This is a genomic window from Actinomyces culturomici, assembly GCF_900499005.1.
Lineage (GTDB): Bacteria > Actinomycetota > Actinomycetes > Actinomycetales > Actinomycetaceae > Pauljensenia > Pauljensenia culturomici.
In genome coordinates this window covers 242312-266942 of sequence record NZ_LS991318.1, presented here as the reverse complement: position 1 = coordinate 266942, position 24631 = coordinate 242312, and the positions used below count along the sequence as shown (strand labels likewise).

The 24631-nt window shown below is 66.0% G+C and carries 19 protein-coding genes, 2 tRNA genes and 5 pseudogenes; 7 read left to right on the top strand and 19 right to left on the bottom strand.

The window, feature by feature from the left end; translation table 11 throughout:
* Positions 1–124: 124 nt before the first annotated feature.
* The 9 genes and pseudogenes from DY157_RS10945 to DY157_RS10910 all read right to left on the bottom strand — a co-directional run bounded on the left by DY157_RS10945 (position 125) and on the right by DY157_RS10910 (position 9810).
* The gene (locus DY157_RS10945; RefSeq protein ID WP_115728662.1) at positions 125–1189 is read right to left on the bottom strand and encodes an ABC transporter substrate-binding protein; all 1065 of its coding nucleotides are present in this window, start codon (positions 1187–1189) and stop codon (positions 125–127) included.
* 94 nt (positions 1190–1283) lie between these two features.
* Positions 1284–2282, bottom strand: coding sequence for an ABC transporter permease (locus tag DY157_RS10940; RefSeq protein ID WP_235827204.1), 999 nt, complete (start codon positions 2280–2282; stop codon positions 1284–1286).
* A complete protein-coding gene (locus DY157_RS10935) occupies positions 2279–3799 on the bottom strand; it encodes a sugar ABC transporter ATP-binding protein (protein WP_115728661.1) in 1521 nt (506 codons plus the stop codon). The genes DY157_RS10940 and DY157_RS10935 overlap by 4 nt, the downstream gene beginning before the upstream one ends.
* A 202-nt stretch (positions 3800–4001) precedes the next feature.
* A complete protein-coding gene (locus tag DY157_RS10930) occupies positions 4002–4355 on the bottom strand; it encodes an MGMT family protein (RefSeq protein ID WP_115728698.1) in 354 nt (117 codons plus the stop codon).
* Positions 4356–5007: 652 nt separating this feature from the next.
* Positions 5008–5898: pseudogene (locus DY157_RS10925) on the bottom strand (IS481 family transposase); the annotation flags it as partial.
* Positions 5832–6146, bottom strand: a complete 315-nt coding sequence (locus DY157_RS12055; protein ID WP_456236507.1) for a helix-turn-helix domain-containing protein — start codon at positions 6144–6146, stop codon at positions 5832–5834. The pseudogene DY157_RS10925 and the gene DY157_RS12055, both read right to left, overlap by 67 nt.
* A gap of 347 nt (positions 6147–6493) precedes the next feature.
* Positions 6494–8215 carry an ATP-binding protein gene (locus DY157_RS10920; protein ID WP_115728102.1) on the bottom strand — a complete coding sequence of 574 codons (1722 nt, stop codon included), beginning with the start codon at positions 8213–8215 and terminating at the stop codon, positions 6494–6496.
* Positions 8216–8395: 180 nt separating this feature from the next.
* A pseudogene (locus DY157_RS10915) lies at positions 8396–9512 on the bottom strand (IS1249 family transposase).
* 223 nt (positions 9513–9735) lie between these two features.
* Positions 9736–9810 (bottom strand) — tRNA-Asn (locus DY157_RS10910).
* A 114-nt stretch (positions 9811–9924) separates the two neighbouring features.
* Between DY157_RS10910 and DY157_RS11905 the strand changes: the two genes are divergently transcribed.
* On the top strand, positions 9925–10050 hold the full coding sequence (locus DY157_RS11905; RefSeq protein ID WP_268876503.1) for a hypothetical protein: 126 nt from the start codon (positions 9925–9927) through the stop codon (positions 10048–10050).
* 138 nt (positions 10051–10188) lie between these two features.
* On the opposite strand, the gene rplL is transcribed toward DY157_RS11905, so the two are convergent.
* From rplL to DY157_RS10875, 7 genes are all read right to left on the bottom strand, one after another.
* Positions 10189–10569, bottom strand: coding sequence for a 50S ribosomal protein L7/L12 (rplL, locus tag DY157_RS10905; RefSeq protein ID WP_115728697.1), 381 nt, complete (start codon positions 10567–10569; stop codon positions 10189–10191).
* A gap of 103 nt (positions 10570–10672) precedes the next feature.
* On the bottom strand, positions 10673–11194 hold the full coding sequence (rplJ, locus tag DY157_RS10900) for a 50S ribosomal protein L10 (protein WP_115728660.1): 522 nt from the start codon (positions 11192–11194) through the stop codon (positions 10673–10675).
* A 421-nt stretch (positions 11195–11615) separates the two neighbouring features.
* On the bottom strand, positions 11616–12332 hold the full coding sequence (gene rplA, locus DY157_RS10895) for a 50S ribosomal protein L1 (RefSeq protein ID WP_115728659.1): 717 nt from the start codon (positions 12330–12332) through the stop codon (positions 11616–11618).
* 71 nt (positions 12333–12403) lie between these two features.
* Entirely contained in the window at positions 12404–12835 is a 432-nt protein-coding gene (gene rplK / locus DY157_RS10890) for a 50S ribosomal protein L11 (RefSeq protein ID WP_115728658.1), read from the bottom strand.
* Between the two features lie 151 nt (positions 12836–12986).
* Positions 12987–13799, bottom strand: a complete 813-nt coding sequence (gene nusG, locus DY157_RS10885; protein WP_115728657.1) for a transcription termination/antitermination protein NusG — start codon at positions 13797–13799, stop codon at positions 12987–12989.
* 95 nt (positions 13800–13894) lie between these two features.
* Entirely contained in the window at positions 13895–14185 is a 291-nt protein-coding gene (gene secE, locus DY157_RS10880) for a preprotein translocase subunit SecE (RefSeq protein ID WP_115728656.1), read from the bottom strand.
* 27 nt (positions 14186–14212) lie between these two features.
* Positions 14213–14288, bottom strand: a tRNA-Trp gene (locus DY157_RS10875).
* 125 nt (positions 14289–14413) lie between these two features.
* On the opposite strand from DY157_RS10875, the gene DY157_RS10870 reads away from it, so the two are divergent.
* The 5 genes and pseudogenes from DY157_RS10870 (at position 14414) to DY157_RS10850 (ending at position 19797) form a co-directional block, all read left to right on the top strand.
* Positions 14414–15628 (top strand): pyridoxal phosphate-dependent aminotransferase, encoded by a 1215-nt coding sequence (locus tag DY157_RS10870; protein WP_115728655.1) that lies wholly within the window; start codon positions 14414–14416, stop codon positions 15626–15628.
* 150 nt (positions 15629–15778) lie between these two features.
* Positions 15779–16510, top strand: a complete 732-nt coding sequence (locus DY157_RS10865) for an LCP family protein (protein WP_115728654.1) — start codon at positions 15779–15781, stop codon at positions 16508–16510.
* A 161-nt stretch (positions 16511–16671) separates the two neighbouring features.
* Positions 16672–17481, top strand: a complete 810-nt coding sequence (locus DY157_RS10860) for an alpha/beta hydrolase (RefSeq protein WP_115728653.1) — start codon at positions 16672–16674, stop codon at positions 17479–17481.
* A gap of 55 nt (positions 17482–17536) precedes the next feature.
* Positions 17537–18670: pseudogene (locus DY157_RS10855) on the top strand (adenosine deaminase); the annotation flags it as partial.
* Positions 18671–18921: 251 nt separating this feature from the next.
* Positions 18922–19797 (top strand): endonuclease domain-containing protein, encoded by an 876-nt coding sequence (locus DY157_RS10850; RefSeq protein ID WP_160159536.1) that lies wholly within the window; start codon positions 18922–18924, stop codon positions 19795–19797.
* Positions 19798–20190: 393 nt separating this feature from the next.
* Here the strand turns inward: DY157_RS10850 and DY157_RS10845 are convergent, their stop codons facing one another.
* The 3 genes and pseudogenes from DY157_RS10845 to DY157_RS10835 all read right to left on the bottom strand — a co-directional run bounded on the left by DY157_RS10845 (position 20191) and on the right by DY157_RS10835 (position 24075).
* Complete coding sequence (locus DY157_RS10845) at positions 20191–21276, bottom strand: UDP-N-acetylmuramate dehydrogenase (RefSeq protein WP_115728650.1); 1086 nt, start codon at positions 21274–21276, stop codon at positions 20191–20193.
* Between the two features lie 126 nt (positions 21277–21402).
* Positions 21403–22590, bottom strand: coding sequence for an MFS transporter (locus DY157_RS10840; protein ID WP_235827198.1), 1188 nt, complete (start codon positions 22588–22590; stop codon positions 21403–21405).
* Between the two features lie 125 nt (positions 22591–22715).
* A pseudogene (locus DY157_RS10835) lies at positions 22716–24075 on the bottom strand (IS256 family transposase).
* 50 nt (positions 24076–24125) lie between these two features.
* Here DY157_RS10835 and DY157_RS10830 point away from each other — a divergent pair.
* Positions 24126–24548 (top strand): annotated as a pseudogene (locus DY157_RS10830) (integrase core domain-containing protein); the annotation flags it as partial.
* Positions 24549–24631: the final 83 nt, after the last annotated feature.

The following is a 24631-nucleotide window of genomic DNA, read 5'->3' as shown; positions in this document are numbered from 1 at the left end:
CTTATGCTGTCGCGGTGTTGTTTTTTTTGAAGCCGCGGCTCACCGTCGAGTCCACCCCCTCTCTATTCGTCGGCGGCGTCAGAGGTGTATAAGAGACGCCCGAAGGCCCGCCCCGCCGGGCGCGTCACTCGTAGAGGTTCGGCGCGATGGTCGGATCCTCGATGTTCGACTTGTCGTACCAGTAGAAGCCCGAGTCGATGGTCTTCGGGAGGGCGATGCCGTTGATGGCCTGGATGGCGGCGGTCACCGTCTTGTAGCCCATGAGCTGCGGGGCCTGGGTGATGGCGCCGGCCTGCGAGCCGTCCTTGATCGCGTTGATCTGGGTCTTGCCGGAGTCGAAGCCGACGACGACGAGGTCCTTGCCGGACTCCTGCTTGCCCTGGATGACGCCGGAGGCCGCGGCCTCGTTCGAGCCGTACATGCCGACGATGTCGGAGTTCGCCTGGATGATGGCCTTCGCGGTGTCGGCGGCCTTGCCGACCTCGCCCGCGATCTGCTCGTCGAGGAGCTTGAGATCGGAGGGGGCGTTCTTCTTGAAGTAGTCCTTGAAGCCGTCGCAGCGCTGCTTGCCGGTCGCGGAGGTCGCGTCGTGGCAGACGACGCCGACGGAGCCGGTCTTGCCCTGGAGGAGCTCGATCATGTGCTTGGCGGCCTCTTCGGCGGCGGCGTAGTTGTCGGTCGACACCGTGGTGAGCGGGAGGTCGGAGTCGACGCCGGAGTCGAAGGCGATGAGCGGGATGTTCGCGGACTGGATCTGGGTGAGGAGCGAGTTCGCGGCGCCCGTGTCGAGGGCGGCGAGGCCGATGGCGGCGGGCTTGGTGTCGAGGGCGGCCTGGAGCTGGTCGAGCTGCTGGGTCACCTTGGTCTCGTCGTCGGGGCCGACGAACTGGATCTTGTACTTGTACTCGGAGCCGGCCTTCTCGGCGCCCTCCTTGACGGCCTGCCAGAAGCGGTGCTGGAAGCCCTTGGAGACGAGGTAGATGGTCTTGGTGCCATCGCCGGCGGGGACGTCGGAGGACTGCTCGGTGACCTCGGAGGCGGAGGACTCGGTGGAGGACGAGCCGGAGGCGGCGGTGTCCTTCGAGTCGGAGCTCGAGGAGGTGCTCGAGGTGGAGGTCGAGCAGGCGGCGAGCCCGAGGGCCATGGTGCCGGCGGCGGCGACGGCGACGATACGTCCGATGGGGCGCATGTGTGTTCCTTTCATGGGGCGGGGGAAGCGGGTTGCTTCTCCCCTTCTTGGTGGTGGACTTCTCTGTCCGGTTGGGAGGGAAAGATCTCGGGGATCAGGCGGCGTTCTCGCGAGCGCGTCGGATGTTGTCGATGAACACCGCGAGGAGGACGACGATGCCGGTGACGACGAGCTGCCATTCGGAGGCGACGCCCATCATCGTGAGGCCCTTCTGGAGGGTCGCCATGATGAGTGCGCCGACGAAGGCTCCGGGGATGGAGGCTCGGCCGCCGGAGAGGGAGGTGCCGCCGATGACGGTCGCGGCGATGACGTTGAGCTCGAAGCCGACGCCCTCGGCGGGCTGGACGAATCCGAAGCGGGCGGAGTAGAGGATCGCGCCGACCGCCATGAACACGCCGGCGACGACGTAGATGACGATCTTCCAGAAGCGGACGTTGACGCCGGAGAGGCGGGTGGCCTCTTCGTTCGAGCCGATCGCAAGGGCGTAGCGGCCGAGGAGCGTCTTGTTGAGGAGGAAGGCGGCGAGGATCGTCAGGAGGATGAGGATGATCGCGGCGTTGGAGATGCCGGGGATGATCGACCCCGTCGAGAGGGCGATGTAGCCGGGGTTCGCGATCGAGATCGTCGACTTGTTCGAGATGACGAGGGCGAGGCCGCGGGCGACCATCATCATCGCGAGGGTCGCGATGAAGGGCGGGAGTCCGAGGACGGCGATGTCGAGACCGTTGATGAGGCCGATGAACGCACCGACGAGGAGGATGAGGACGAGGCCGAGGCCGAGCGGCAGGTTGAGGAAGTCGCCCGACAGGAAGATGCCCGCCATGACCGCGACGAGGGTCATGCCCGTGCCGACCGAGAGGTCGATGCCGGAGGTCGCGATGACGAATGTCGCGCCGAGGGCCATGACGCCGATGTAAGCGGACTGGAGGAGGATGTCGGTGAAGATCTTGGCCTGCGCGAAGTTGGGCGCGGCGAACATGAAGTAGATGTAGATGATGATGAAGGCGATGAGGACCATCATCAGCTGCATGTTGGACTTGATGAAGGCGGCCACCGGGTTGGTGGACTTCTCCGCCTTGGCGGGGGTGCTCACGCGACTTCTCCGTTCGCTTCGTCCTGACCGACGGTGGCCAGTTCCATGATGTTTTCCTGGGTGGCGTCCTCGTTGTCGAGGGTGCCGATGATTCGGCCGTGGGCCATGACCGCGATGCGGTTCGCGAGGCGCAGGACCTCGGGGAGCTCGGACGAGATGACGATGATCGCCTTCCCCTGCTTCGCGAGCTCTTCGAGGAGCGTGTAGATCTCGTCCTTCGCGCCGACGTCGATGCCTCGGGTCGGCTCGTCGAAGATGAGGACGTCCGAGTTGCGGGCGAGCCACTTCGCGATGACGACCTTCTGCTGGTTGCCGCCCGAGAGGGAGCGGACGTCGACGTCCACGCTCGGCGTGCGGGTCCGGAGCTTGGCCACGTACTCCTTCGCGACCTCGGAGATCTTCTTCGACTTGATGACGGTCGCGGAGGTGAACTGGTCCATGGAGGCGAGCGCGGTGTTGAAGGCGATCGACTTGTCGAGGAGCAGGCCGTACTGCTTGCGGTCCTCGGAGAGGTAGCCGATGCCGTGCTTGACGCCGTCGGCGGCGTTGCGGATCGCGACCTTCTTGCCGTGGACGTAGACCTCGCCCTCGGTGTGGTGGTCGGCGCCGGAGACGGCGCGGGCGACCTCGGTGCGGCCAGCGCCGACGAGGCCGGCGAAACCGAAGATCTCGCCCTTCTTCACTTCGAAGGAGACGTCGTGGACGGCCTTCGCGGTGGAGAGGTGCTCGACCTTGAGGACGGGCTCGTCGGAGAGGGGCTTCGTCGTGGGGCGCGCGTCTGCGGGGACTTCGCGGCCGACCATGAGGCGGATGACCTCGGACAGCGGGGTCGAGGCGGTCTCGACGGTGCCGACGTATTGGCCGTCGCGCAGCACCGAGATGCGGTCGGTGAGCTCCTCAAGCTCGGGCATGCGGTGCGTGATGAAGATGAGGCCCGTCTCGGGGGTGATGAAGTTGCGGACCAGGGTGAAGAGCGACTCGGTCTCCTGCGTGGTGAGCGGAGCGGTCGGCTCGTCCATGACGAGGATCTTCGTCTCTTCGAAGGAGAGGGCGCGCGCGATCTCGAGCATCTGGAGGCGGGCGACGGTGAGGTCGCGGCAGACATCCGTCGGCTTGAGGTCCATGTTGAGGCGCTCGAACAGCGCCTTCGCGTCCTTGATCATCTTCCGGTCGTTGATGTAGCTGCCCTTGTGGGAGCCGGCGCGGCCGATGTAGAGGTTCTGGGCGACCGTGAGGTCGGGGATGATGTTGAGCTCCTGGTGGATGATGCTCAGTCCGAGGTCGCGGGCGTGGTTCGGTCCCTTGATGTCGACCTTCTCGCCCTGCAGCCAGATCTCACCCCCCGGGTCGGCCTTGTGGATGCCGGTGAGAACCTTCATCAGCGTCGACTTCCCGGCGCCGTTCTCACCGCAGAGCCCCAGGATCTCGCCGGCGCGAAGGTCGAGGTCCACGTCGGACAGCGCCTTCACGCCGGGGAACGTCTTGGAGATCCCCTTCAACTCAAGCAAGTTCGTCACTTCTCACCCCTTGGGTACCGAGCACCGCAGTGTGCCCGGAGTTTGTTACCCCCGACTCGTTAGCGCTAACGAAACAGGCCGGAGGAATCGCCCTCATTGGCGTGGCCACACAGTACAACGGCGGCGAGTGGGCGCAAAACCGCTTTCGGGCGTCGTTACTGAATCGTTATCGCTAACGACCGCCCGCCCGCGACGAGAATCTCTATTCGCGCAGCTCAGCGACTATTCGCTCGAGAGTCGCCTCGAGTGAACGTTCGTCGACGAGCGCTGCACGAACGTCGACGTAACGGGAATCCTCAACAACCACACCGCCGCCGAGCGGCGTCCCCTCCTCGAGCCAATGCTCGAGCGCCACCGCCCGCAAATGCGGCGGGAGCTGCCCCTTCGTGTTGACGACGCGCCACCAGGGAGTGCTGCTCCCCCACTCCGCCACGATCCTCGCGACCACGCGCGGACCCGTTCCCGCTAACGCGGCCAGGCGACCGTACGTCGTCACGCGCCCCGCGGGCACCGATTCGACGAGGCGCAGCACCGTCTCCACGAGGACTTCGTTCACGGGGCCATGATGCCAGGGCGGGCCGGGGCGGAGGGCGCGGCGGGTGCGGCGGGTGCGTGGAGGATCGACGAAGGCGGGGCGGCGCATAATGCTCCACAGGCAGACAATCAGCGCCGCGCAGACCACACCTCATGAGTGAGGGAATCCCTTGGAAAGTATCGTCAGTTCTTGGACCGTCGTCGCGTCAACCGCAGCCGTCGCGACTGCTATCGCATCAGTCCTGACCATCCTGATTTCATTCTGGTGGCGCCGAGTCGATGCTGTTCGTCCAGCATGGGCGCTTCTAGACGGTCATTCCTATTGGCATCCGTCAGACCAATCACTTAGGGGAGCGGCCGGACCTGGTCTCGAATGTCGAATCGTCAATGTCTCACAGGCTTCGGCAGTACGTGTCGGCGTAATCGGTTTTGGGTGCAATGCATACCTAGAGGTACACGACCCCAATGATCGTCCCATCGGAGTCCTCCCATTTGCGCCGCTTGTTGTTACTGGCGACTCTCTTCACGTTCGGGTCCATTGCAGCCCTTCAAGTTGGGAGAGAGCGGAGTTGGCCATCTTGTGGAACGAACCTCGGATATACCGTCGAAAATCTCGAGTCCGGAGCGCAACGGTTCACGTTTCGCGAGTCGCACGGACCCCCGAGCAGACAGTCCTAGGTGTACTTCCTCGTGAGGTTGTGAACGCGTTGTGCGGGGGTTTGGCCTTTGATGCCGGTGTGGGGTCGGTGGTGATTGTAGGTGTGGAGCCAGTGCGTGTAGGCGGCTTCGCGTTCGGTTTCGCTGGTGTAGGGGCGCNTGTACTTCCTCGTGAGGTTGTGAACGCGTTGTGCGGGGGTTTGGCCTTTGATGCCGGTGTGGGGTCGGTGGTGATTGTAGGTGTGGAGCCAGTGCGTGTAGGCGGCTTCGCGTTCGGTTTCGCTGGTGTAGGGGCGCGCGTAGGCCCATTCGGCGAGCAGGGTCCGGTTGAAGCGTTCGACCTTCCCGTTCGTTTGGGGGCGGTAGGGCCTGGTGTACCGGTGTTTCACCGCGTCTGTGAGCGCCCTGTTGAACACGTGCGACCGGTAGCAGGACCCGTTGTCGGTGAGCACTTCGCGCACACTGATCCCCGCTTCGGAGAAGAAAGCAGCCGCCCGCTTCCAAAAGCCCGCGGCCGTCGCCTTGGTCTCATCGTCGAGGATCTCGGAGTACGCGACCCTGGAGTAGTCGTCGACGGCGTGGTGCAGGTACCGGTAGCCGCGCGCCCCTGAGGCTCCTTTCCTCGCGGCCCTGTCGCGGGCCGCGCCCGCGGCGCGGTCCTGGGCCGATCCGCGACCGTGAACACGCCAGCCGCCGCCGTCGGGGATGCGGCCGAGCTTCTTGATGTCCACATGGACCAGATCACCCGGACGGGGCCTCTCGTAGCGCACCGGCCGGGGTTTGCGCACCGCGAGCCCTGTGGCCCGGTCGACGTGCGCGAGGAGCGGCATGTGGTAGCGGTTCAGGACCCGCCCGACCGTGGAGCGGGCCAAATGCAGGTGGTAGGCGATGCGATGCGGGCCCAGTGGCGAGTGAAACGCAAGGCGATGATGCGCCGCTCGACGCGCTTGGGCAGGCGGGTGGGGCAGTGATGGGGGCGGGAGGACCGGCCGGAAAGGGGCGCGCCCGCCCGATACCGGTCCACCCACCGCTTGACCGTTGCCGGCGAGCATCCGAACCGTTCGGCCGCGCGCCGCAGGGACCAGCCCTGATCGACGACAAGAACAGCAAGGCGGCACCTTCCCTCCGGCGTCAACGGTGCATGAGCGTGTGTCACGAAGGCCTCCTTGTACAGGTTGCGAGTGTGGTAACCCACATCCTGCCAAGGAGGCCTTCACCTATCCACGCCGTTCACAACCTCCCGAGGAAGTACACCTAGAAATGACAGAAGAGGGCCATATGCTTATTCGGCCTCCATCGCCCGAAGAATCGTCCCCGCCTCCCGACCTCCAATCGAATCACCCAGTTCTTCCTGCTCACCCATTCACTAGACGTCGAGCACTTCGAGCTGCACGTTGCGGCTGGAGCACGGACCACTCGATCCTGTAGTCGCTCATCCAGGCGGCATCAATCATTGACCACCTCGGGAACATGCGAGAGGTCAACCTCAACCACCCACCATTCTCAGCGATCTCTTTCGGCACGCAGATAACGGCGATTGCGGCTCGTTGCGGGCGCCGTGGCAGCGACGAGTCCCATTGCGACAAGATCCCGCATCTGTACCCTCAACGCGCCAACACTTCGCCCAGTCTTCTCAGCAATGTCTCTGATCGAAAGTTCCACACTCGGGTCGAGAACCGCCAGAACATCTCGCTGGGCCGCGGTTAGCCCCCCAACTGCTCTTTCACTAACATACAAGGGCCCGTCGAGATTGCCCTCGAGAAGTTTCTCATCTAGCAGCTTGCACAGAACTGCGCGCGCATCATCGGAATCAAGCCCAAGTTCTCGTTTCAGGTCGCCGACCTTCACCTGACCTCGACTCTTCGCGATCGCGAGGGCAGAGTCCTCGACATGCGATCGAGGCCCCCCAGGTAGGCCTCGGAGCCAAGCCGCCATTCCCGGATCGATTAGGCCGAACCTGTAGAGGCTCAGGACGACGGAAGACAGACTCGATTTGCTGTAGTCCGGAGCTCGGAGCCCCTTCTGTTTCATGAGGGCGATCATCTTCAAGACGCCTGTTCCCGCATTCTCTGCAACTGTCCCTTCACCACTGGAGCGAGGAACCTTTGTCAGTAGTGCCGAGAGCACACGATTCCGCGAGTCAGAGACGCCCTCAGCGATATTCTCCGCCGTCCGAGTGCCCCAAAAGCCACCCGGACTCGTTATCTCAACCCGATCCGGATATACATCGACTGAGACCTGACGACTCTGCGCGCGCTCGGAATAGTCACGGTGTGCAACCGCATTCGCGATTGCTTCACGGAGAACTTCAGCTGGAATCTCCAATTCGTCAGAACCGGCGACCCCATCCACTATGCGCATGGTCCTGAGGTGTCGCGCGACCGTTGCTACCGCGGACTCGACAACATCAGGCAGCGCCCCGTCACACTGCTTGCGATCAACGAATCGAACTCCGTCCGCAGCAGCCTTTTCGGTCAATGGATGAACACTGACATCAACAGTGAGCTGCGGGAAAAACTGCTGAGGATAGATCCCCATTGCAAGGAGACCTGCCAAGGTTGGCTGGTCATGCTCTCCCCTCACCACACTCAATCGCCTGAGGGCAAGAAGGCGATCGCCCGAGCCAATCCCATCGAACATCTTCGAGCCAGAATCGCGTTGCCGGGCAAGCATTCGATCAACGAGGCTCTCAGACAAGTCCGAGATCGCTGCACCATCCACTGGCTGACGGTCTACGTCTTGGGGCCCGTTGTGGCGAGTCTGCAAGGCATAGATCTCATAGGCAGAGAGCCGTTCATCCCGATCATCGACTCGACGATAGGAACCCGCCTGAATGCCCTGCTGGACCACATAGCACGGGAGGTTGCGACTCGGATCCTCCACCATTGCTTCAATCTCGAGCGCCACGACGTATGCACCATCAATCCTTATGATCTCTGGCATCGCCCCAGGGATTGGATTCACCTTTTGGCCTTGTCCTTCGCGTAGGCCATCTAGAAGGGCTGTGAAGATCCGCTGAGCCGCAAAGCCAGGCACAGGAGAAAAGTTCGTCTCCTCACTTAGACCGAGGATGACGATCCCTCCACTTGTGTTTGCGAATGCAGAGACACTCTCCCACACCGATTTGGAAAGCTTCGTTTCACAAGCCTTCACCTCAATTTGGGCAGTCTCGCGACCCAGCTCACGAACTAGTGCGATGGCGGCAAGCACCGCTTCTTCACTCATGGCTTCACTGTAGTCAAGTGAGACGTCACTGTACACACTGAGGCATGTCACTGAATACAGTGAGGATCTGACTGCATATCACTGACAGCCCCATGCACAGCGGCTGGCCCGACAAGCGACGCTCCAGCATCGAAACGAGCCGCAAAAAACGGGTTATAGGACAAAATGTGTTGGTCGGGTCTAGTCCCAGTCGGTGCGGTAGGGGCTGTGGTGGTGGAGTTCGTGCCAGGCGATGGCGTCTCCCCATTGGGGGATGATGCCGGCGGCGGGGTGGTCGCGTGAGGCCTGTTGCCAGGCCTGTTCGATCTGGGTGTCGGTGGGCATGACTTTCAGGATCTGAGCGGCCGGCAAGGGGCGTTCCGTGTGCATGTAGCACCACCAGAAGATCGCCTTGATCCTGCGCGTGAGCCGCATCCCCCGGTGGTCGCGCAGCATTTGGCGCAGGGGCGCGTTCGTGGCTCCTTCGATCTGGTTGTTCATCGCCGGCATCGCCTGCCCCCAGGTGGGGTCGCAGAACGTGAACAACACGCCCCTCGCCAGTAGCCGGTTCAGGCTGTTACGGGCGCGCACGAGCCGCTCATGCGTGTACTCCCACCCGCCATCGTCTCTGGGCGTCTTCTCGGCGAGGAACACCTCCCACCGCTCACACCACCCCCTGTAGTCCTCCACCCACGCCTCGGCCTGCGAAATGTCGGTGACGCGAATGAGCTGCTTGCCCAGGGCGTACAGCTCTTTGGACGCAGGCAGCTTCGGACGGGTCGTTGTCGCTTCCTTCACCTTCGAAAACGCGTGAAACGTGCACCGCTGCACCCGCGAATCCGGCCAGATCTTCTTACGCGCCTTCTCGAACCCGCTCCCCCCATCGGTGACCACCAGCTCCGGAGGGGCGATCCTGCTCATGAGGGCCTCCCAGGCGCGCGAGTTCTCCGTCCTGGCCACATGACCTGCCCACCACATGCTCACGCGTCTGGGCGATCACCACGACCGCCTTGCGGCCCAGATGAATCCCGTCGACGAACACGACCTCGTGCACCTCATCGACCACGGGAGCGAAAGGCCAGACCTCCCACAGGTGCTGGCACCGCCGCCGAAACGACCTCCCGCCCCCAGGCATATCCGCCTGACGGGCCCCGCTGAGCAACCAGGAAAGGAACTCGCCCAGGTGCTTGGCCGACGCGTCAATCTCATTCAGACCGGTGACATTGCAGGCCGTACACCTCCACCGCTGCCGTCCAGCTGACGTCTTCCCATGACGCGTCATCCGACCACCACACACAGGGCACGAAGCAGTATTCACCCCGAGAGGCAAACACACCCAACTAAAACCCGGACTTTCCCGCACCACAGAGCCGAAAAACCCCGATCAGACCAACAGATTCTGTCCACCCTCATAGTTGGCCGCCACCAACTAAAACCCAGACTTTCCCGCACCAGCACAACGAAAAGTCCCAGTCAGACCAACACGAGGTGTCCTTTAACCCCAAAAAACGGCCCGGATCCAGAGGATCCGGGCCGATCTGTGGCTCCCGCGACTGGATTCGAACCAGTAACCGTCCGATTAACAGTCGGATGCTCTGCCGTTGAGCTACGCGGGATCGCGACCCGACAAGTATGGACGAACGGGCATGTCGAAAGCAAATCGCCGGGGCGTGGCGAGCGCCTCACACACCCGCGCAGGAGCGGGTTCCTCCAGCCGCAATCGCCACCACATGCACGATGCACTGCGCATGGCGTACACGAATCTGCGACTCCTTCGCAAGGCTCTCCTCGAGCTACTCAGGATCATCCTCATCCTCTGGACGATCCGCGCCATCGTCGTGTTCGAGCTGCCCTGAGCGGAACCCCAACCGCAGGGCGGTGAATGCACCTCGCCCCCGGAAGGTTAGGATCTTCCGGGGGCGAGATCGACGATTCGACGTCGAAGGAACTCCCCTTCTCCTAACGGCTAAGCCGCCAGGCGCTGGGAGCCGAAATCACTTGAGGGTGACGGAGCCGCCGGCCTCTTCGATCTCGGCCTTGGCCTTCTCGGCGTCTTCCTTCTTGGCGTTCTCGAAGATGGTCGAGGGCGCGTTGTCGACGAGGTCCTTGGCCTCCTTGAGGCCGAGGCCCGTGAGGTTCTTGACGGCCTTGACGACGGCGATCTTCTTGTCGCCGGCGGACTCGAGGACGACCTCGAACTCGGACTTCTCCTCGACGGCCTCGGCCTCGGCCGGGGCGGCGGCGACGGCCACGGCGGCCGGGGCGGCGGCGGTGACGTCGAAGACCTCTTCGAAGAGCTTGACGAAGTCGGAGAGCTCGATGAGGGTCATTTCCTTGAACGCATCGATGAGCTCGTCGTTGGAGAGCTTAGCCATGATCGGCATCCTTCCTGATTGGCCTGCTTCGCGAGCAGATTATTGAGTGAGTACCGCGCGCACCGTCCAGCGGATGCCGGTCGAAGGCGCGGGGCCTGTCGCGTCAGGCCGCTTCGCCCTGCTTCTCGCGCAGAGCGTCGATGGTGCGCACCGCCTTGGACGGCAGAGCGTTGAATGCGTACGCCGCCTGCGAGATCTTCGCCTTGAGGACACCGGCGGCCTTGGCCAGCAGCACCTCGCGGGATTCCAGATCCGCAAGCTTCTTGACACCCTCGGCGGACAGCGGGGCGCCGTCCATCGCGCCCGACTTGAGCACGAGCTTCGGGTTCTCCTTGGCGAAATCACGCAGCGTCTTGGCGGCCTCGACGGGCTCGCCGGAGACGAAGGCGATGGCGGTCGGGCCCTTGAGGTCCTCGGCGAGGAAGTCGAGTCCGACCTCCTTGGCCGCCAGCCGCGCCAGCGTGTTCTTCACCACGGCGTAGTTCGCGTTGTCGCCCAGCCCGCGACGCAGCTGCTTGAGCTGGCCGACGGTCAGGCCGCGATATTCGGTGAGCAGAACGGCGTCGGACTCGCGGAAACGCTCCACGAGCTCGGCGACCGCGGCCACCTTGTCAGACCTCGCCATGGTCCTCCTTCCAGATAGTTGACCGTTGGGCAATGAAAAAGCCCGGCACGCAGGATCGCGCCGGGCGCATCGCGTCCGTTGTCACTGGAATCAGTGGCTCACTCACCTGCGTCGGCTGCTTTCGCACTTCTGCTCGGTTTCCCGGGCGTCCGACGGTCTTCGGCCCATCCAACATAGCAGGGACGAGGCCGGGGCCACCAGTTCGACGGGTGTGCGGTGAGGCACCCTCGGACGGAACCGGCGCTTCGCGTCCTCATACGAGCCCAACGAATGCGCGAGCACCGGGCGCGATCGACGCGGCTTCGGACGCTGCACGCCCTCGATGTTCGGACTCGCCGATGAGCGGACTCGCGGACGACGAAGGGGCTCCGGCCGCGTCGTCCGCGGTCGGAGCCCCTCGTTGTTTGTCAGCGCGGATCGTTCAGGACGCGTTGTCCGTCGCGAGGTTCTTCGTCTTCGTGGCGTCGAGCGGGATGCCCGGGCCCATGGTGGTGGAGACGGTCGCCTTCGAGATGTAGCGGCCCTTGGCGGACGCCGGCTTGAGGCGGAGGACCTCGTCGAGCACCGCGGAGTAGTTCTCTGCGAGCTGCTCGGCGGTGAAGGACGCCTTGCCGACGATGAACGCGAGGTTCGAGTGCTTGTCGACGCGGAACTCGATACGACCGCCCTTGATCTCCTTGATCGCCTTCGCGACGTCCATGGTGACCGTGCCGGTCTTCGGGTTCGGCATGAGGCCACGGGGGCCGAGGACGCGGCCGAGGCGGCCGACCTTGCCCATGAGGTCCGGCGTCGCGACGGCGACGTCGAAGTCCGTGTAGCCCTTCGCGACCTTCTCGATGAGCTCGTCGCCACCGACCTCGTCGGCCCCGGCGTCGATGGCCTCCTGCGCGCGCTCGCCAACGGCGAAGACCAAGACCCGGGAGGTCTTGCCGGTGCCGTGCGGCAGGGAGACGGTGCCGCGCACCATCTGATCGGCCTTACGAGGATCGACACCCAGTCGGAAAACGACCTCGACGGTCGAATCGAACTTGGTGACGGTGGTCTCCTTGGCCAGCTTCATGGCCTCGAGAGGGGTGTAGAGGACGTCCGCGTGGATCTTCTCCGCCGCGGCGCGGTAGCTCTTGGAGCGCTTCGTCATTCTGCTTCTTCTCCTTGCAGTCGTGGGTTCCGGGCAGCGCCTGCCCTACCACTGGGGATGAGTCTGGGGGATCAGTCGGTGACCGTGATGCCCATGGAGCGGGCGGTGCCGGCGATGATCTTCGCGGCGGCCTCGACGTCGTTCGCGTTGAGGTCGACCATCTTGGACTGGCCGATCTCGCGGGCCTGATCCATCGTGATGGAGCCGACCTTCGCGGTGTTCGGGGTGCCGGAGCCCTTCTGGACGCCGGCGGCCTTCTTGATCATCTCGGAGGCCGGAGGGGTCTTGAGGACGAACGTGAACGAGCGATCCTCGTAGACCGTGATCTCGACCGGGACGATCGAGCCGCGCTGCGACTCGGTCGCGGCGTTGTAGGCCTTCGTGAATTCGACGATGTTCACGCCGTGCTGGCCCAGGGCGGGGCCGACCGGCGGAGCGGGGGTGGCGGCGCCGGCTGCGATCTGAAGCTTGATCAGGCCGGTGACCTTCTTCTTCGGTGCCATGTTTCGGGTCTTTCTTGTAACTCTCCGGGGACGGCGGCTGCCGCCCCGGTTGCGCCCGCATCCACCCGCCCGAAGGCGCAGTGAACCCAGTGCGCACGAATGGTGATCCTATCGCGCGCCCGGACCCGTTCCCAAGTCCGGGTGCGCGACCTCACTCCTCGCGCTTCGCCACCTGATCGAAGCCGAGCTCGAGCGGCGTCTCGCGCTCGAAGATGGTGACGAGGACCTTGAGTTTCTCGGTCTCGGGCGAGATCTCGGAGATCGTCGCCTCCATGGCCTCGAAGGGGCCGTCGGTGACGGTGACGACCTCGCCGACCTCGAACGCGAAGCGGACCTGCTCCTTGACGGGAGCCGCGGCCTGCGCCTGCGGGCCGGCCTCCTCGAGGATGTTGAACTTCAGAAGGTCGACGACCTCGTCGATCGAGAGCGGCACGGGGTTGTGCTGGTCGCCGACGAAGCCCGTGATCGCCGGGGTGTCCTTGACGACGCGGTACGAATCGTCGTCGAACTCCATGCAGACGACGACGTAGCCGGGGATGCGGACGTGGCGCACGCGCTTCTTCGCGGTTCCGCGGAACTCGGTGATGTACTCGTCCGGAACCTCGACGCGGAAGATCTTCTCCTCCATGTTCTGGCTCGTGATGCGCTGCTCGAGGTTCGCCTTCACCTTGCGCTCGTGGCCCGAGTACGTGTGGATGACGTACCAGTCGCCCGGAATCATCATGATCTCGCGGCGGAACTTCTCGAGCGGATCCTCGAACTCGTCCGCTTCGGCCACGGCCTCGTCGGCCGCCGGCTCATCGGACGTGGACTCGTCGGCCTCGGAAGGCTCGGCGACCTCGTCGGCCTCCGGCTCGAAGGACGCCCGGGCGTTCTCGTCCTCGACCGCGGTCTCCAGCGCCTCGACGGCCTCGGCCGGGGCGATCTCATCGTCGAACTCGACGGGCAGGTTGTCCTCGTTCACGCTTTCCTCCTGGGCGCCGGAATGACCGGCGAACTCGGGGCCGACTCGTAGAAGAAACCCGCCTGCAGGTTCCTGCGGGCGGGTCGCTTTCGGCGTCAGCCGAAGATCAATGCGTTCAGTCTACCGAATCCCAGATCGAGCAGACCGGTGAAGGCCATGATTGCCGCCACAAAAACGACGACCACGACGAAATAGGTCCACGTCTCCTCGCCGGAGGGATAGACGACCTTCCGCATCTCCGCGACGACCTGGGTGATGAAGATCCAGATCCGCTTGAAGATGTTCGGCTTGCGCTCATCGGGCCTCGCCGCACCGCGAGCGCGCGTCGCGCCCGACTTCGTGCGATCCACGGGCGCGGAGGCGCCGTCGGCGACCGCGTCAGCCATGAGACCCTCCTGTCCGTCCGATAACACTGGCAGGGCAGGCGGGACTCGAACCCACAACCGCCGGTTTTGGAGACCGGTGCGCTACCAATTGCGCCACTGCCCTACTGCGAACCTCTCGATCCGCTCGGCCAACGATACCGAGGCGTCGTCGGCCTGTCCAGTTCGCCTTCGCCGCCCGCATCCCGGTTCACCCTCGCCGCGCGAGCCAGGCCGTGCGACGATAGCCGCATGAGCACAACCCCGCGTTCGCGCGTCTCGGCGCGCTTTGCCGCCATCACCCCGTCCGCGACCCTCGCCGTCGACGCGAAGGCGAAGGCCCTCAAGGCCCAGGGCCGCCCCGTCATCGGCTTCGGTGCCGGAGAGCCGACCTCCCCGACGCCCGAGAACATCGTCGAGGCCGCCATCGCCGCCGCACGCGAACCCGCCATGCACCGCTACACGCCCGCCGCGGGCCTCCCAGCCCTGCGCTCCGCCATCGCCGCGAAGACCCTGCGCGACTCCGGCTACGAGATCGACCCCGCCCAGGTGCTCGTCACCAACGGCGGCAAGCAGGCCGTCTTCCAGGCCTTCGCCTCGCTCCTCGACCCGGGCGACGAGGCCCTCCTCCCCACCCCGTACTGGACCACTTACCCCGAGGTCATCAAGCTCGCTGGCGGCGTCACCGTCCCCGTCTTCGCGGGCGCCGACCAGGGCTACAAGGTGACCGTCGAGCAGCTCGAGGCCGCGCGCACCGACCGCACGAAGGTCCTCCTCCACTGCTCGCCCTCCAACCCTACCGGCGCCGTCTACACGCCCGAGGAGACCAAGGCGATCGGCGAATGGGCCCTCGAGCACGGCATCTGGGTCATCACCGACGAGATCTACGAGCACCTCCTCTACGAGGACGCCCAGCCCGCCCACATCGTGAAGATCGTCCCCGAGCTCGCCGACCAGACGCTCGTCCTCAACGGCGTCGCCAAGACCTACGCGATGACCGGCTGGCGCGTCGGCTGGATGATCGGCCCCGCCGACGTCGTCAAGGCCGCGACCTCCTTCCAGTCGCACCTCACCTCGAACGTCTCCAACGTCGCCCAGCGCGCCGCCCTCGAAGCCGTCTCCGGCTCGCTCGACGCGGTCGTCGCGATGCGCGAGGCCTTCGACCGGCGCCGCCGCACGATCGTCTCCATGCTCTCCGAGATCGACGGCCTCGCGGTCCCCACCCCCAAGGGCGCGTTCTACGTCTACCCGAGCGTCGAGGGGATCCTCGGCAGGTCCATCCGCGGCAAGGTCCCGACGACCTCCTCCGAGCTCGCCGACCTCATCCTCGACGAGGTCGAGGTCGCCGTCGTCCCCGGCGAAGCCTTCGGGCCCTCCGGCTTCCTCCGCCTCTCCTACGCCCTCTCCGACGAGGACCTCGTCGAAGGCGTGGGACGCATTCAACAGCTCCTCTCCGAAGCCAAGTAGCGTCCTTAGGGCGCGGCTCCGATACCCCCGCGGTGTCGGAGCCGCGCCGTATTTCACGCACGGCACTGAAGAACCAGAGGAGAACACGTGTCCGAACCCGCAGGGGGACTCCCCACCCGCGCCGAGGCCCTCGCCGCGGCCAAGTAGCCCATGAGCGGGACGAGGAAGGCGCTCATCGCCCTCCTCGTCCTCGCGCTCCTCCTCGCCGGAGGCCTCCTCGGCGTCTTCCTCTTCGTCCGCCACTCCATCGACTCGCAGATCCAGCACGTCCAGACGTCGCTCGGATCCGAGACCTCCACGATCCAGTCCCTACCCCAATCGGCCGAGAAGGGGAAGGACATCACCTTCCTCGTCATGGGCTCCGACTCCCGCCAATCCGGCGGCGACCCGACCGACTGGACCGCCGGCGCCCAGCGCTCCGACGTCCTCATGCTCGTCCAGATCACCGGCGACCGTAAGGGCCTCAACATCATGTCGATCCCCCGTGACTCCTGGGGCTCGATCCCCGGACACGGCACCGCGAAGATCAACGCCGCCTTCTCCTACGGCGGCGCCGACCTCGCCATCGAAACCGTCCAGAACCTCACGGGCATCACCATCGACCACTTCATGATCACGGACTTCACGAGCTTCTCCGAGCTCACCGACGCCCTCGGCGGCGTCACCATCGCCACCGAGATGAAAGACCTGCGCGCCACCGGCGTCAACTTCTTCACCGCCCCCTACACGGGAACCGGCACCTCCGACGACGGCCAGTCGATCGTCAACCTCAACCTCGACGCCGTGAAGGCCATCGGCGAAGCCTGGAACAACGACACCGTCGACCAGTACCTCAACACCCACCAGAGCATGGACATCCTCGGAGACAAGCCCGCCGCCTGAGCGACTCCCCTCCCCGGCGCCCCGCCCCGGCCTCGTCGATCGAGCAGCGCAACGGCAGCGGACGCCCCAAGGACCGACGACGAACGATCCCCCGCGCAACGCCCGCGGGGGATCGTCGTCATGAGCGTACGAAGCGGCCCTCGGCCTGCCACAATAGGCCCATGGAGATCCACTACCGCCGCGCCGACTCCGACACCCCCAAGGGCACCGTCCTCCTCGCCCACGGGTACGCGGAGCACTCCGGGCGCTACCTCCCCCTCCAAGACGCGCTCGTCGCCGGCGGCTACGACATCGCCTACTACGACCACTACGGGCACGGCGAAGCCCCCGGGCCCCGCTCGCGCGTCGACGTCGGGCGCCTCATCAAGGACCACCTCGACGCGCGGCGCATCGTCCTCGCGCACGCGCGCACGCCCGAACTCTTCCTCTTCGGACACTCCATGGGAGGGCTCATCACCGCCGCCTCGAGCCTCCTCGACACCACGAACCTCCGCGGCGTCGTCCTCACCGGACCGGCGCTCCGCCCCCTCCCCGACCTGCCCGCCGGCACCGCCCGCAAAATGCTCCCCGCCGCGCGCCTCGCCCCCGGCGTCGCCGCCAAGCCCGCGCGCGTCCCCGGCGCCGAATCCGCGCTCTCGCGCGACCCGCGCGTCCAAGAGGCCTTCGACGCCGACCCCCTCACCTACAAGGGCGGCGTCCCCATCATCACCGCCCTCACGATGATCCTCCAAGGCGACGAGGTCATCCGCCGCGCCGACCGCGCCCGCGCGCCCATGGTCATCCTCCACGGGAACGCCGACACGCTCGCATCGCTCAAGGGCTCGCGCGCCTTCGTCCAAGGCGCCGTCGCCGCCCACCCCGGAGCCGACATCCACCTCCGCATCATCGACGGCGCCTACCACGAAGTCCTCAACGAGCCCGAGGGGCCCGGCCTCATCCGCGACATCGTCGCGTGGCTGGACGCCCACTGATGGGGTTCTCCCTCCCCTCCGGCCGTCCCCTACCCGCGCAGCCTGTCCTCACCNCGCGCAGCCCGTCCTCACCACGCCCCCGCCGACCCCGGAAGGGCGGCGCGACCTCGTCCCCCTGCCCAAGGCGCACCTCCACCTCCACTTCACCGGGGCCATGCGCCCCCAGACCCTCGTCGACATGGCGCTCGAGCAAGGCGTCCGCCTGCCCCCGCACCTCCTCGACATCGACCCGCTGAAAGTGCCCGCCGACGGGCGCGGCTGGTTCCGATTCCAACGGTCCTACGACTCCGCCCGGCACCTCGTCCGATCCGAGGCCGCCATGCGCCGCATCGTCCGCGAAGCCGCCGAGGACGACGCCGCCGAAGGCTCCGTCCGCCTCGAGATGCAGGTCGACCCCACCTCGTACGCGCCCTGGGTCGGGGGCATCACGCCGGCGCTCGAGATCATCCTCGACGAGGCCGCGGCGGCGACTGCTCGGACAGGCGTCGAGGTCGCGATCATCGTCGCCGCCTCCCGGATTCGGCACCCCCTCGACGCGCGGACCCTGGCGCGCCTCGCCGCCAAGTACGCCGGCGACGGGCCCGGAACCGTCGTCGGATTCGGACTCTCGAACGACGAACGGGTCGGCACCACCTCGGCGTTCTCCGCCGCCTTCCAGATCGCCCGGCGGGCCGGGCTCGCGTCCGTCCCCCACGGCGGGGAACTCCTCGGCCCCGCCTCGGTACGCGACGTCGTCGCCGCGCTCAACCCCCGCCGGCTCGGCCACGGCGTCCGCACCTCCGAAGACCCCGCGCTCCTCGACAAGCTCATCGAAGCGCGCATCGCCTTCGAAGTCTGCCCGACCTCCAACGTCCACCTCGGCGTCTACCAGGACTTCGGACACGTCCCCGTGCCCGTCCTCCTCGCTCACGGGGCGACCGTGGCGCTCGGGGCCGACGACCCACTCCTCTTCCACTCGCGGCTGCTCGACCAGTACGCGCACGCGCGCTCGGCATTCTCCCTGTCCGACCGGACGCTCGCCGACCTCGCCCGCCAGTCCATCGACGCGTCCCTCGCGTCGGAATCGTCCAAGCGCGCCTGGCACGCCCGGATCGAAGCGTGGGCGAACGCGCGGCCCGGCACCGAGGCGAAGGCGGCGCAGGGCGCCGCGGCTTCGTCAGAGCTCGCGCGGTCGGAGCGCTCGGCGTAGACGGCGGCGGATGCTCCTGCGGGCCATCCCCGAGGGCCTCACCCTTCGCTCCCGCAAGAACGCACACAGTTTCTCGGACGCACATGCATCCCTGCTGCCTGACCTGCGACGATGCCCCTCCGTCTTCGGGGGACCCATCGGAGAAGGGCGAAACTGTGTGCGTATTCGCGGGTTGGCGAGTTGAGAGGCTCTATCCACAGGCCGCGGATGGCCGGGTGCGCGAATCGGAAGCCGTCGGCATCATCGGTTGGGTGGATCTCATCGCGTACTTGGCCGCGAGTGGCGGAATCGTGAGGACATCGCCCCTCCGACATCGAGGACTGGCGCTCGACTCACTGCCCGACGGCGTGCAGAGCTATCGGGGGTGGCTCTACCTCGAGTCGGTTGGAATCGACCGGGTGCGAGCGAAGGTCTACAACGGCACAGTGACGTGCTGTTCCGCTGCGGCCTTTCACGGGCTGCCCATCCTCAGTGAGGATCGGGACACTAGGACGCACGTTGCGATCCCTCGGAATCGCGCGCTCCACCTCTCCAAGAATCGTCGCCTCGACGACGTCGTCATTCACCGGGAGTCCGGCCGCCTTCTCGAAGACGTCGGCCGTTCATGGCTTTCATCGATCGAGTGCACTCTTGAACGCGCATGTCAGTGCCTCTCTTTGCGAAGCGCCGTCGCAATGCTCGACGCTGCGCGCACCCAGCGCCTGTGCCGCATCGAAGACCTGAGGATCCCCGAGCGAGGGCCCTCAGTTCCCTCGCTCCGCGACGCCGTCATCCGATCAGTCGAAGGATCTCGCTCCATCCTCGAAACCTGCGCGAGACTCCAACTCGAGGACGCTGGCATTCCGACGCGCACCGCGGTCAATGTCCCCACCGTTGGCGAAGTCGACCTCATCGTCTTCGAGCGACTCGTCATCGAGCTCGACGGTTGGGAGTTCCACAACTCAAAGGAACAGCGAGCCAAGGACATCGCACGAGACCGCCGATTGGCAGCTCTCGGCTACACCGTCATTCGATTCGACTTCGACACGGTGATGTATTCAGGTCGCCTCGTTGAGGAAGTCCTCGCAGTTCGGGAGTACGCATGGCGTCGCGATCCAGGCCCCAGCCTCAACCGCCTCATCAGTTGACTTCGCACTTCTGCGCAGGCCAGCGGCCTTTCAGTGCCGCGTCATGCAAGCCTCATCCTTCACTTCACACCGAGGTCTCTCTCGACAACCCGCAAGAACGCACACAGTTTCGCGAGCGCCCAAAGTGACGGTCCCTTCTGACCTGGGACAATGCTTCTCCGCGCCAGGCAAGCAACCCTGAAGAGGCTGAAACTGTGTGCGTTTCTGCGGGCTGAAAGAGCTGAGGGGCGCAGAGCGACGGATCAGCCCGACAACTGGGCTGCAAACGGCTGATCTACTCGGTCCGCAGGCGGTCTCGATCGATCAAGCGCCGCGCATCAGCGCAACAACGGGGCCGCCGACTCATTCGGCGCGCGTTGGGCGGTGTCGTGCGAATTCAGCGCGTGGCGTCGGCTACCAGGTGATGCCCAAGGCCACGGGCTCGGGGACCAGGCGCACGCCGTAGCGCTCCTCGACGCCCGCACGGACCGCGAGCGCAAGCTCGACGACCTCCACGGACGTCGCATCCCCCCGGTTGGTGAGGGCGAGGACGTGCTTCGTCGACAGGCTCGCACCCTCGGCGCGCGCGCCGTCCACCGCCCACCCCTTTGTGAAGCCCGCATGATCGATGAGCCACGCCGCCGACGACTTCACGCGCCCGTCGGGCATCGGGAAGCGCGGAGCGTCCTCGGGAAGTCTCTCCGCGTCCTCGGCCGACAGGATCGGATTCGTGAAAAACGAGCCGGCGCTCCACGTGTCGTGGTCCTCGGGGTCCAGGACCATGCCCTTCGAGGCGCGCAGCTCCCTCACCGTGTCGCGGACGAGTCGGGCGTCCGCCCGCTCCCCCTGCTCGACGCCCAGCCTGCGGGCGAGCTCCCGGTAGAGGACCGGCGCGGACAGCTCCGACGTCTCCAGCGCGAAGGTCGCCTCGAGCACGACCCACCGACCCGTCGGCCCCCACATCCGATGCTCGGCATCGCCCTCGTGAATCGACCGCTTGACCACCGAATCGCGGTAGCCGAGGCGCAGCGCGGCCGTCGTCAGCGTCGTCTCCGCGGCGGCGGCGCGGTCCCAGACGCGGACCGAGACGAGCGTTTCGCCGGCTTCGTGCCCGTAGGCGCCGACGTTCTGGACGGGCGCGGCGCCGACCGTGCCGGGGATGCCGGAGAGGGCCTCGAGGCCCGAGAGCCCGTGATCGAGCGTCCACACGACGAAAGCGTCCCAGACGGCGCCCGCGGTCGCAGTGACGAGGACGCGGCCAGTTTCCCGGTCCTCCACCGTCGTGATGTCGGAGCGGAGGTCGCGGACGACCCGGCCGGGGAACCCCTCGTCCGAGGCGAGAAGATTGGAGCCGCCGCCGAGAACGAGGAGAGGCGTGCCCGCCGCATCGGCCGAGCGGATCGCGTCGATGAACTCCTCGCGCGTCGGCGCCTCGACGTAGTCGGTGACCGGACCGCCCACGCGGAAGGTCGTGAGGTCGGCGAGCGTCGGGTGCGGCATGGGGGCTCCTTGAATTCGGGTGCTCCCCACATCGTAGGCGTCGCCCCGTGGCGACAGGGCCTTCAGGCGGTGCTCCGCATCCCCTCGATGAAGGAAGGTGATGCTCTCGGCGAAGTGGGGTTGGGATCAGGCGGCGGGGAGGCGCCGGTCGGGGACGTTCCGCGTGAGGAAGACCGCCACGAGCACCGGGACCACGAGCGCCGCCATCGCCCGGTGATAGCCGACATGATCGGCGATGATCCCGAGGATCGGCGGGCCGATGAGCGCCGCCCCGTAATTCACCGTCGAGAGGACCGAGACGCGCGCCGGCGTCATCACCGGATCGACCGACAGTGCCGAGATTCCCGTCGGGAACCCGAGCGCCGCGCCCGCGCCCCACAGGGCGACGCCGACCAGGGCGAGCCACGTCGTCGGCGCGAAGGCGACAAGGAGCAGGCCGACGACCGCGCAGAGCAGGAGCATCCGCAGGAGAGGGCCTGGCTGGAAGCGGCGCTCGAGCCTCGGCGACACGATCCGCACGAGCGACAACGACGCGAGGAAGAACGCGAGCACCGCCGACCCCTGAGCCGTCGTCATCCGATACCCATCGACCATCGAGAGGGAGAGCCAATCGGAGGCGCCGCCCTCCATCAGACCCGCGGACATCACCATCAGCGCGATGAGGACCGTCGTCCGCTCGCGCCACGCGCGCCGAGTCAGCCCGGCGCCCGGGCCACGGGGCTCCAAGGCCAGCGGCTCATCGGACGCCGGCACCGGCAACTCCGGGCCCGAAAGGCAGGCGACCTCGTCCACCGAGAGATAGAGGCCGGCGGCCGACAGGACGACTGCGAGCGACAGAACGCCGAGCCCGACGAGGTGCGCGAACACGCCCACCCCGACGTGCGCGAGACCGGAGCCGACCACCGCGCCGACGACCATCCCGATCGAGTACAGCGCGTGAAGCTGCGGAACGATCGTCCGGCGGAGCGCCGCCTGGACGAGGCCCGCCTCGATATTGATCGTCGCTCCCCACAGGCCCACACCCGCAGACAAGAGAACCAAACCGAGCACGAGCACCAGCACCGAACGCGCGCCCACCGACAAGGCGATCGTGAGAATCCCCGCCGCCCACAGAAGAGCCCCTCCCCTGTTCGACAAGCGCGCGCCGACCATCTGAACGATCGGCCCCGACGTCGGCATCGTCACCAGCGACCCGAAAGACGCGATGAGGAGGATCAAGCCGATCTCCGCCGGCTGCAAGTGAAGGGCGTCGCGGACGTCCGGCAGCCTCGACAACCACGAGGACGTGACGAACCCCAAGGTCGCGTAGATCACCGCCGTCGCCAGCGTCGCGCGCCTCGCGCGCTCACGAGAGCCCGTTACCTTGTTGGTGGTCGCTGGCGGGGAAGTGTTGGCGGCTGGGCCAGCGGTGGTCGGCATGATGTCTTGCCCCTGTCTACTCAATGATCCGGGGGTGTTGTCACCGACCATCCGCGCGGCTGGTGGTGACCNTCGGGGTAGGCGGCGGCGAGTTGGGCGAGGGCTTGTTTCCAGTTGGTGGTGAGGCGGCCTTCGACGAGCCGGTTGGTCGCGCGCCGGGAGGGTTTGCTGGTGGGGGTTGTGGCGCGTTCGGCGGCTCTGCGGTCTTCGATGTTGCAGATCGCCAGCCACAGCAGCTTCACGGCCGCCGCGTCGGAGGGGAAGTGGCCCCGGTTCTTGGTGACTTTGCGCAGCTGGTAGTTCAAGGATTCGATGGCGTTGGTCGTGTACAAGACGCGCCGGAGCATGGGCGGGAAGGCGAGGAAGGGCGTGAACCGTTCCCAGGCGCGCTGCCAGGTGCTCAGGGCGTCAGGGTACTTGTCCGCCCATCCGGCGGCGAACTCGGCGAGGGCGTCCAAGGCGGCGTCCTCGTTGACCGCGGCGTAGACGGGTTTGAGGGCGGCGGCGACCTTCCTTGCGATCCTGGTAGGCGACGAACCTCATCGAGGAGCGGATCAGGTGGACGACGCAGGTCTGGACCATCGAGTCGGGCCAGGTCGCCTCCACCGCCTCAGGAAGGCCTGCCAGCCCGTCGCAGCACACGAACAGGACGTCCCTGACTCCCCGGTTGGCGAGCTCGGCGCACACGTGCGCCCAGAAGGAAGCTCCCTCTTCGGACTGGATCCAGATCCCCAGCACGTGCTTGACGCCGTCCATGTCGACCCCGACCGCCAAGTGGGCCGCCCGGTTCGACACCCTCCCCTGGTCGCGGATCTTCACGCGGATCGCATCCAGGTAGATGATCGGATAGAACTCGTCCAGGGGGCGCTGCTGCCACTCCATGACGGCATCGCACACGGCGTCGGTAATCGTGCTGATCGTCCCGGCCGACAGCTCCACCCCCAGCGTGGACTCCAAGTGGTGGCGGATCTCGCGCACCGTCATCCCACCGGCGTACAAGCTGATAATCATGCCGTCCAGGCCGTCCATGCGCCGCTGGCCCTTGCGCACCAGGCGAGGCGTGAACGTGCCGGCACGGTCGCGGGGGACCTCGATCTCGAAGCTGCCGACCTGCGAGTCGATCACCTTGGTCGAGGTGCCGTTTCGGGCGTTGCCGCGCGCTACCGGCGCAGGCTCGCCCTTCTCGTAGCCCAAGTGGTCGGTCAGCTCGGCGCGCAACCCCCGCTCAAGAGCTTCTTTCAACAATGCGGGAAGCAGGCCATCAGAACCCGTCAGCTCGATCTCGCCCGAATCAACCTTGGCGAACACCTCGTCCAAAGCCCCCGACGACACCAACTCACTCGCGACCACACGGCCCGACAAACCAGAATCAACACTCAATGCAACAGTCCTTCCAAAGGAGGGCTTACACAAACCATTGAACAGGCTCCGCCGTCGACGACTACTCCAGGGTCGCGTACTCCGAGATCCTCGACGACGAGCGCAAGGAGACCGCGGCCGCCTTCTGGAAACGAGCGAACGCGTTCTTCGCCGGCCTTGGCGTCACCGTCACCGCCGTGATGACCGACAACGGGTCCTGCTACCGGTCGCACGTGTTCAACAGGGCGCTCACAGACGCGGTGAAACACCGGTACACCAGGCCCTACCGCCCCCAAACGAACGGGAAGGTCGAACGCTTCAACCGGACCCTGCTCGCCGAATGGGCCTACGCGCGCCCCTACACCAGCGAAACCGAACGCGAAGCCGCCTACACAATCTGGCTCCACACCTACAATCACCACCGACCCCACACCGGCATCAAAGGCCAAACCCCCGCACAACGCGTTCACAACCTCACGGGGAAGTACACCTAGAACGCACACTCAACGCCCCTCGCCGCCCGCCACGCACGCCGAGACGGCGATCCAAGTCAGGCAGGCCACCGATTCCGGGCACG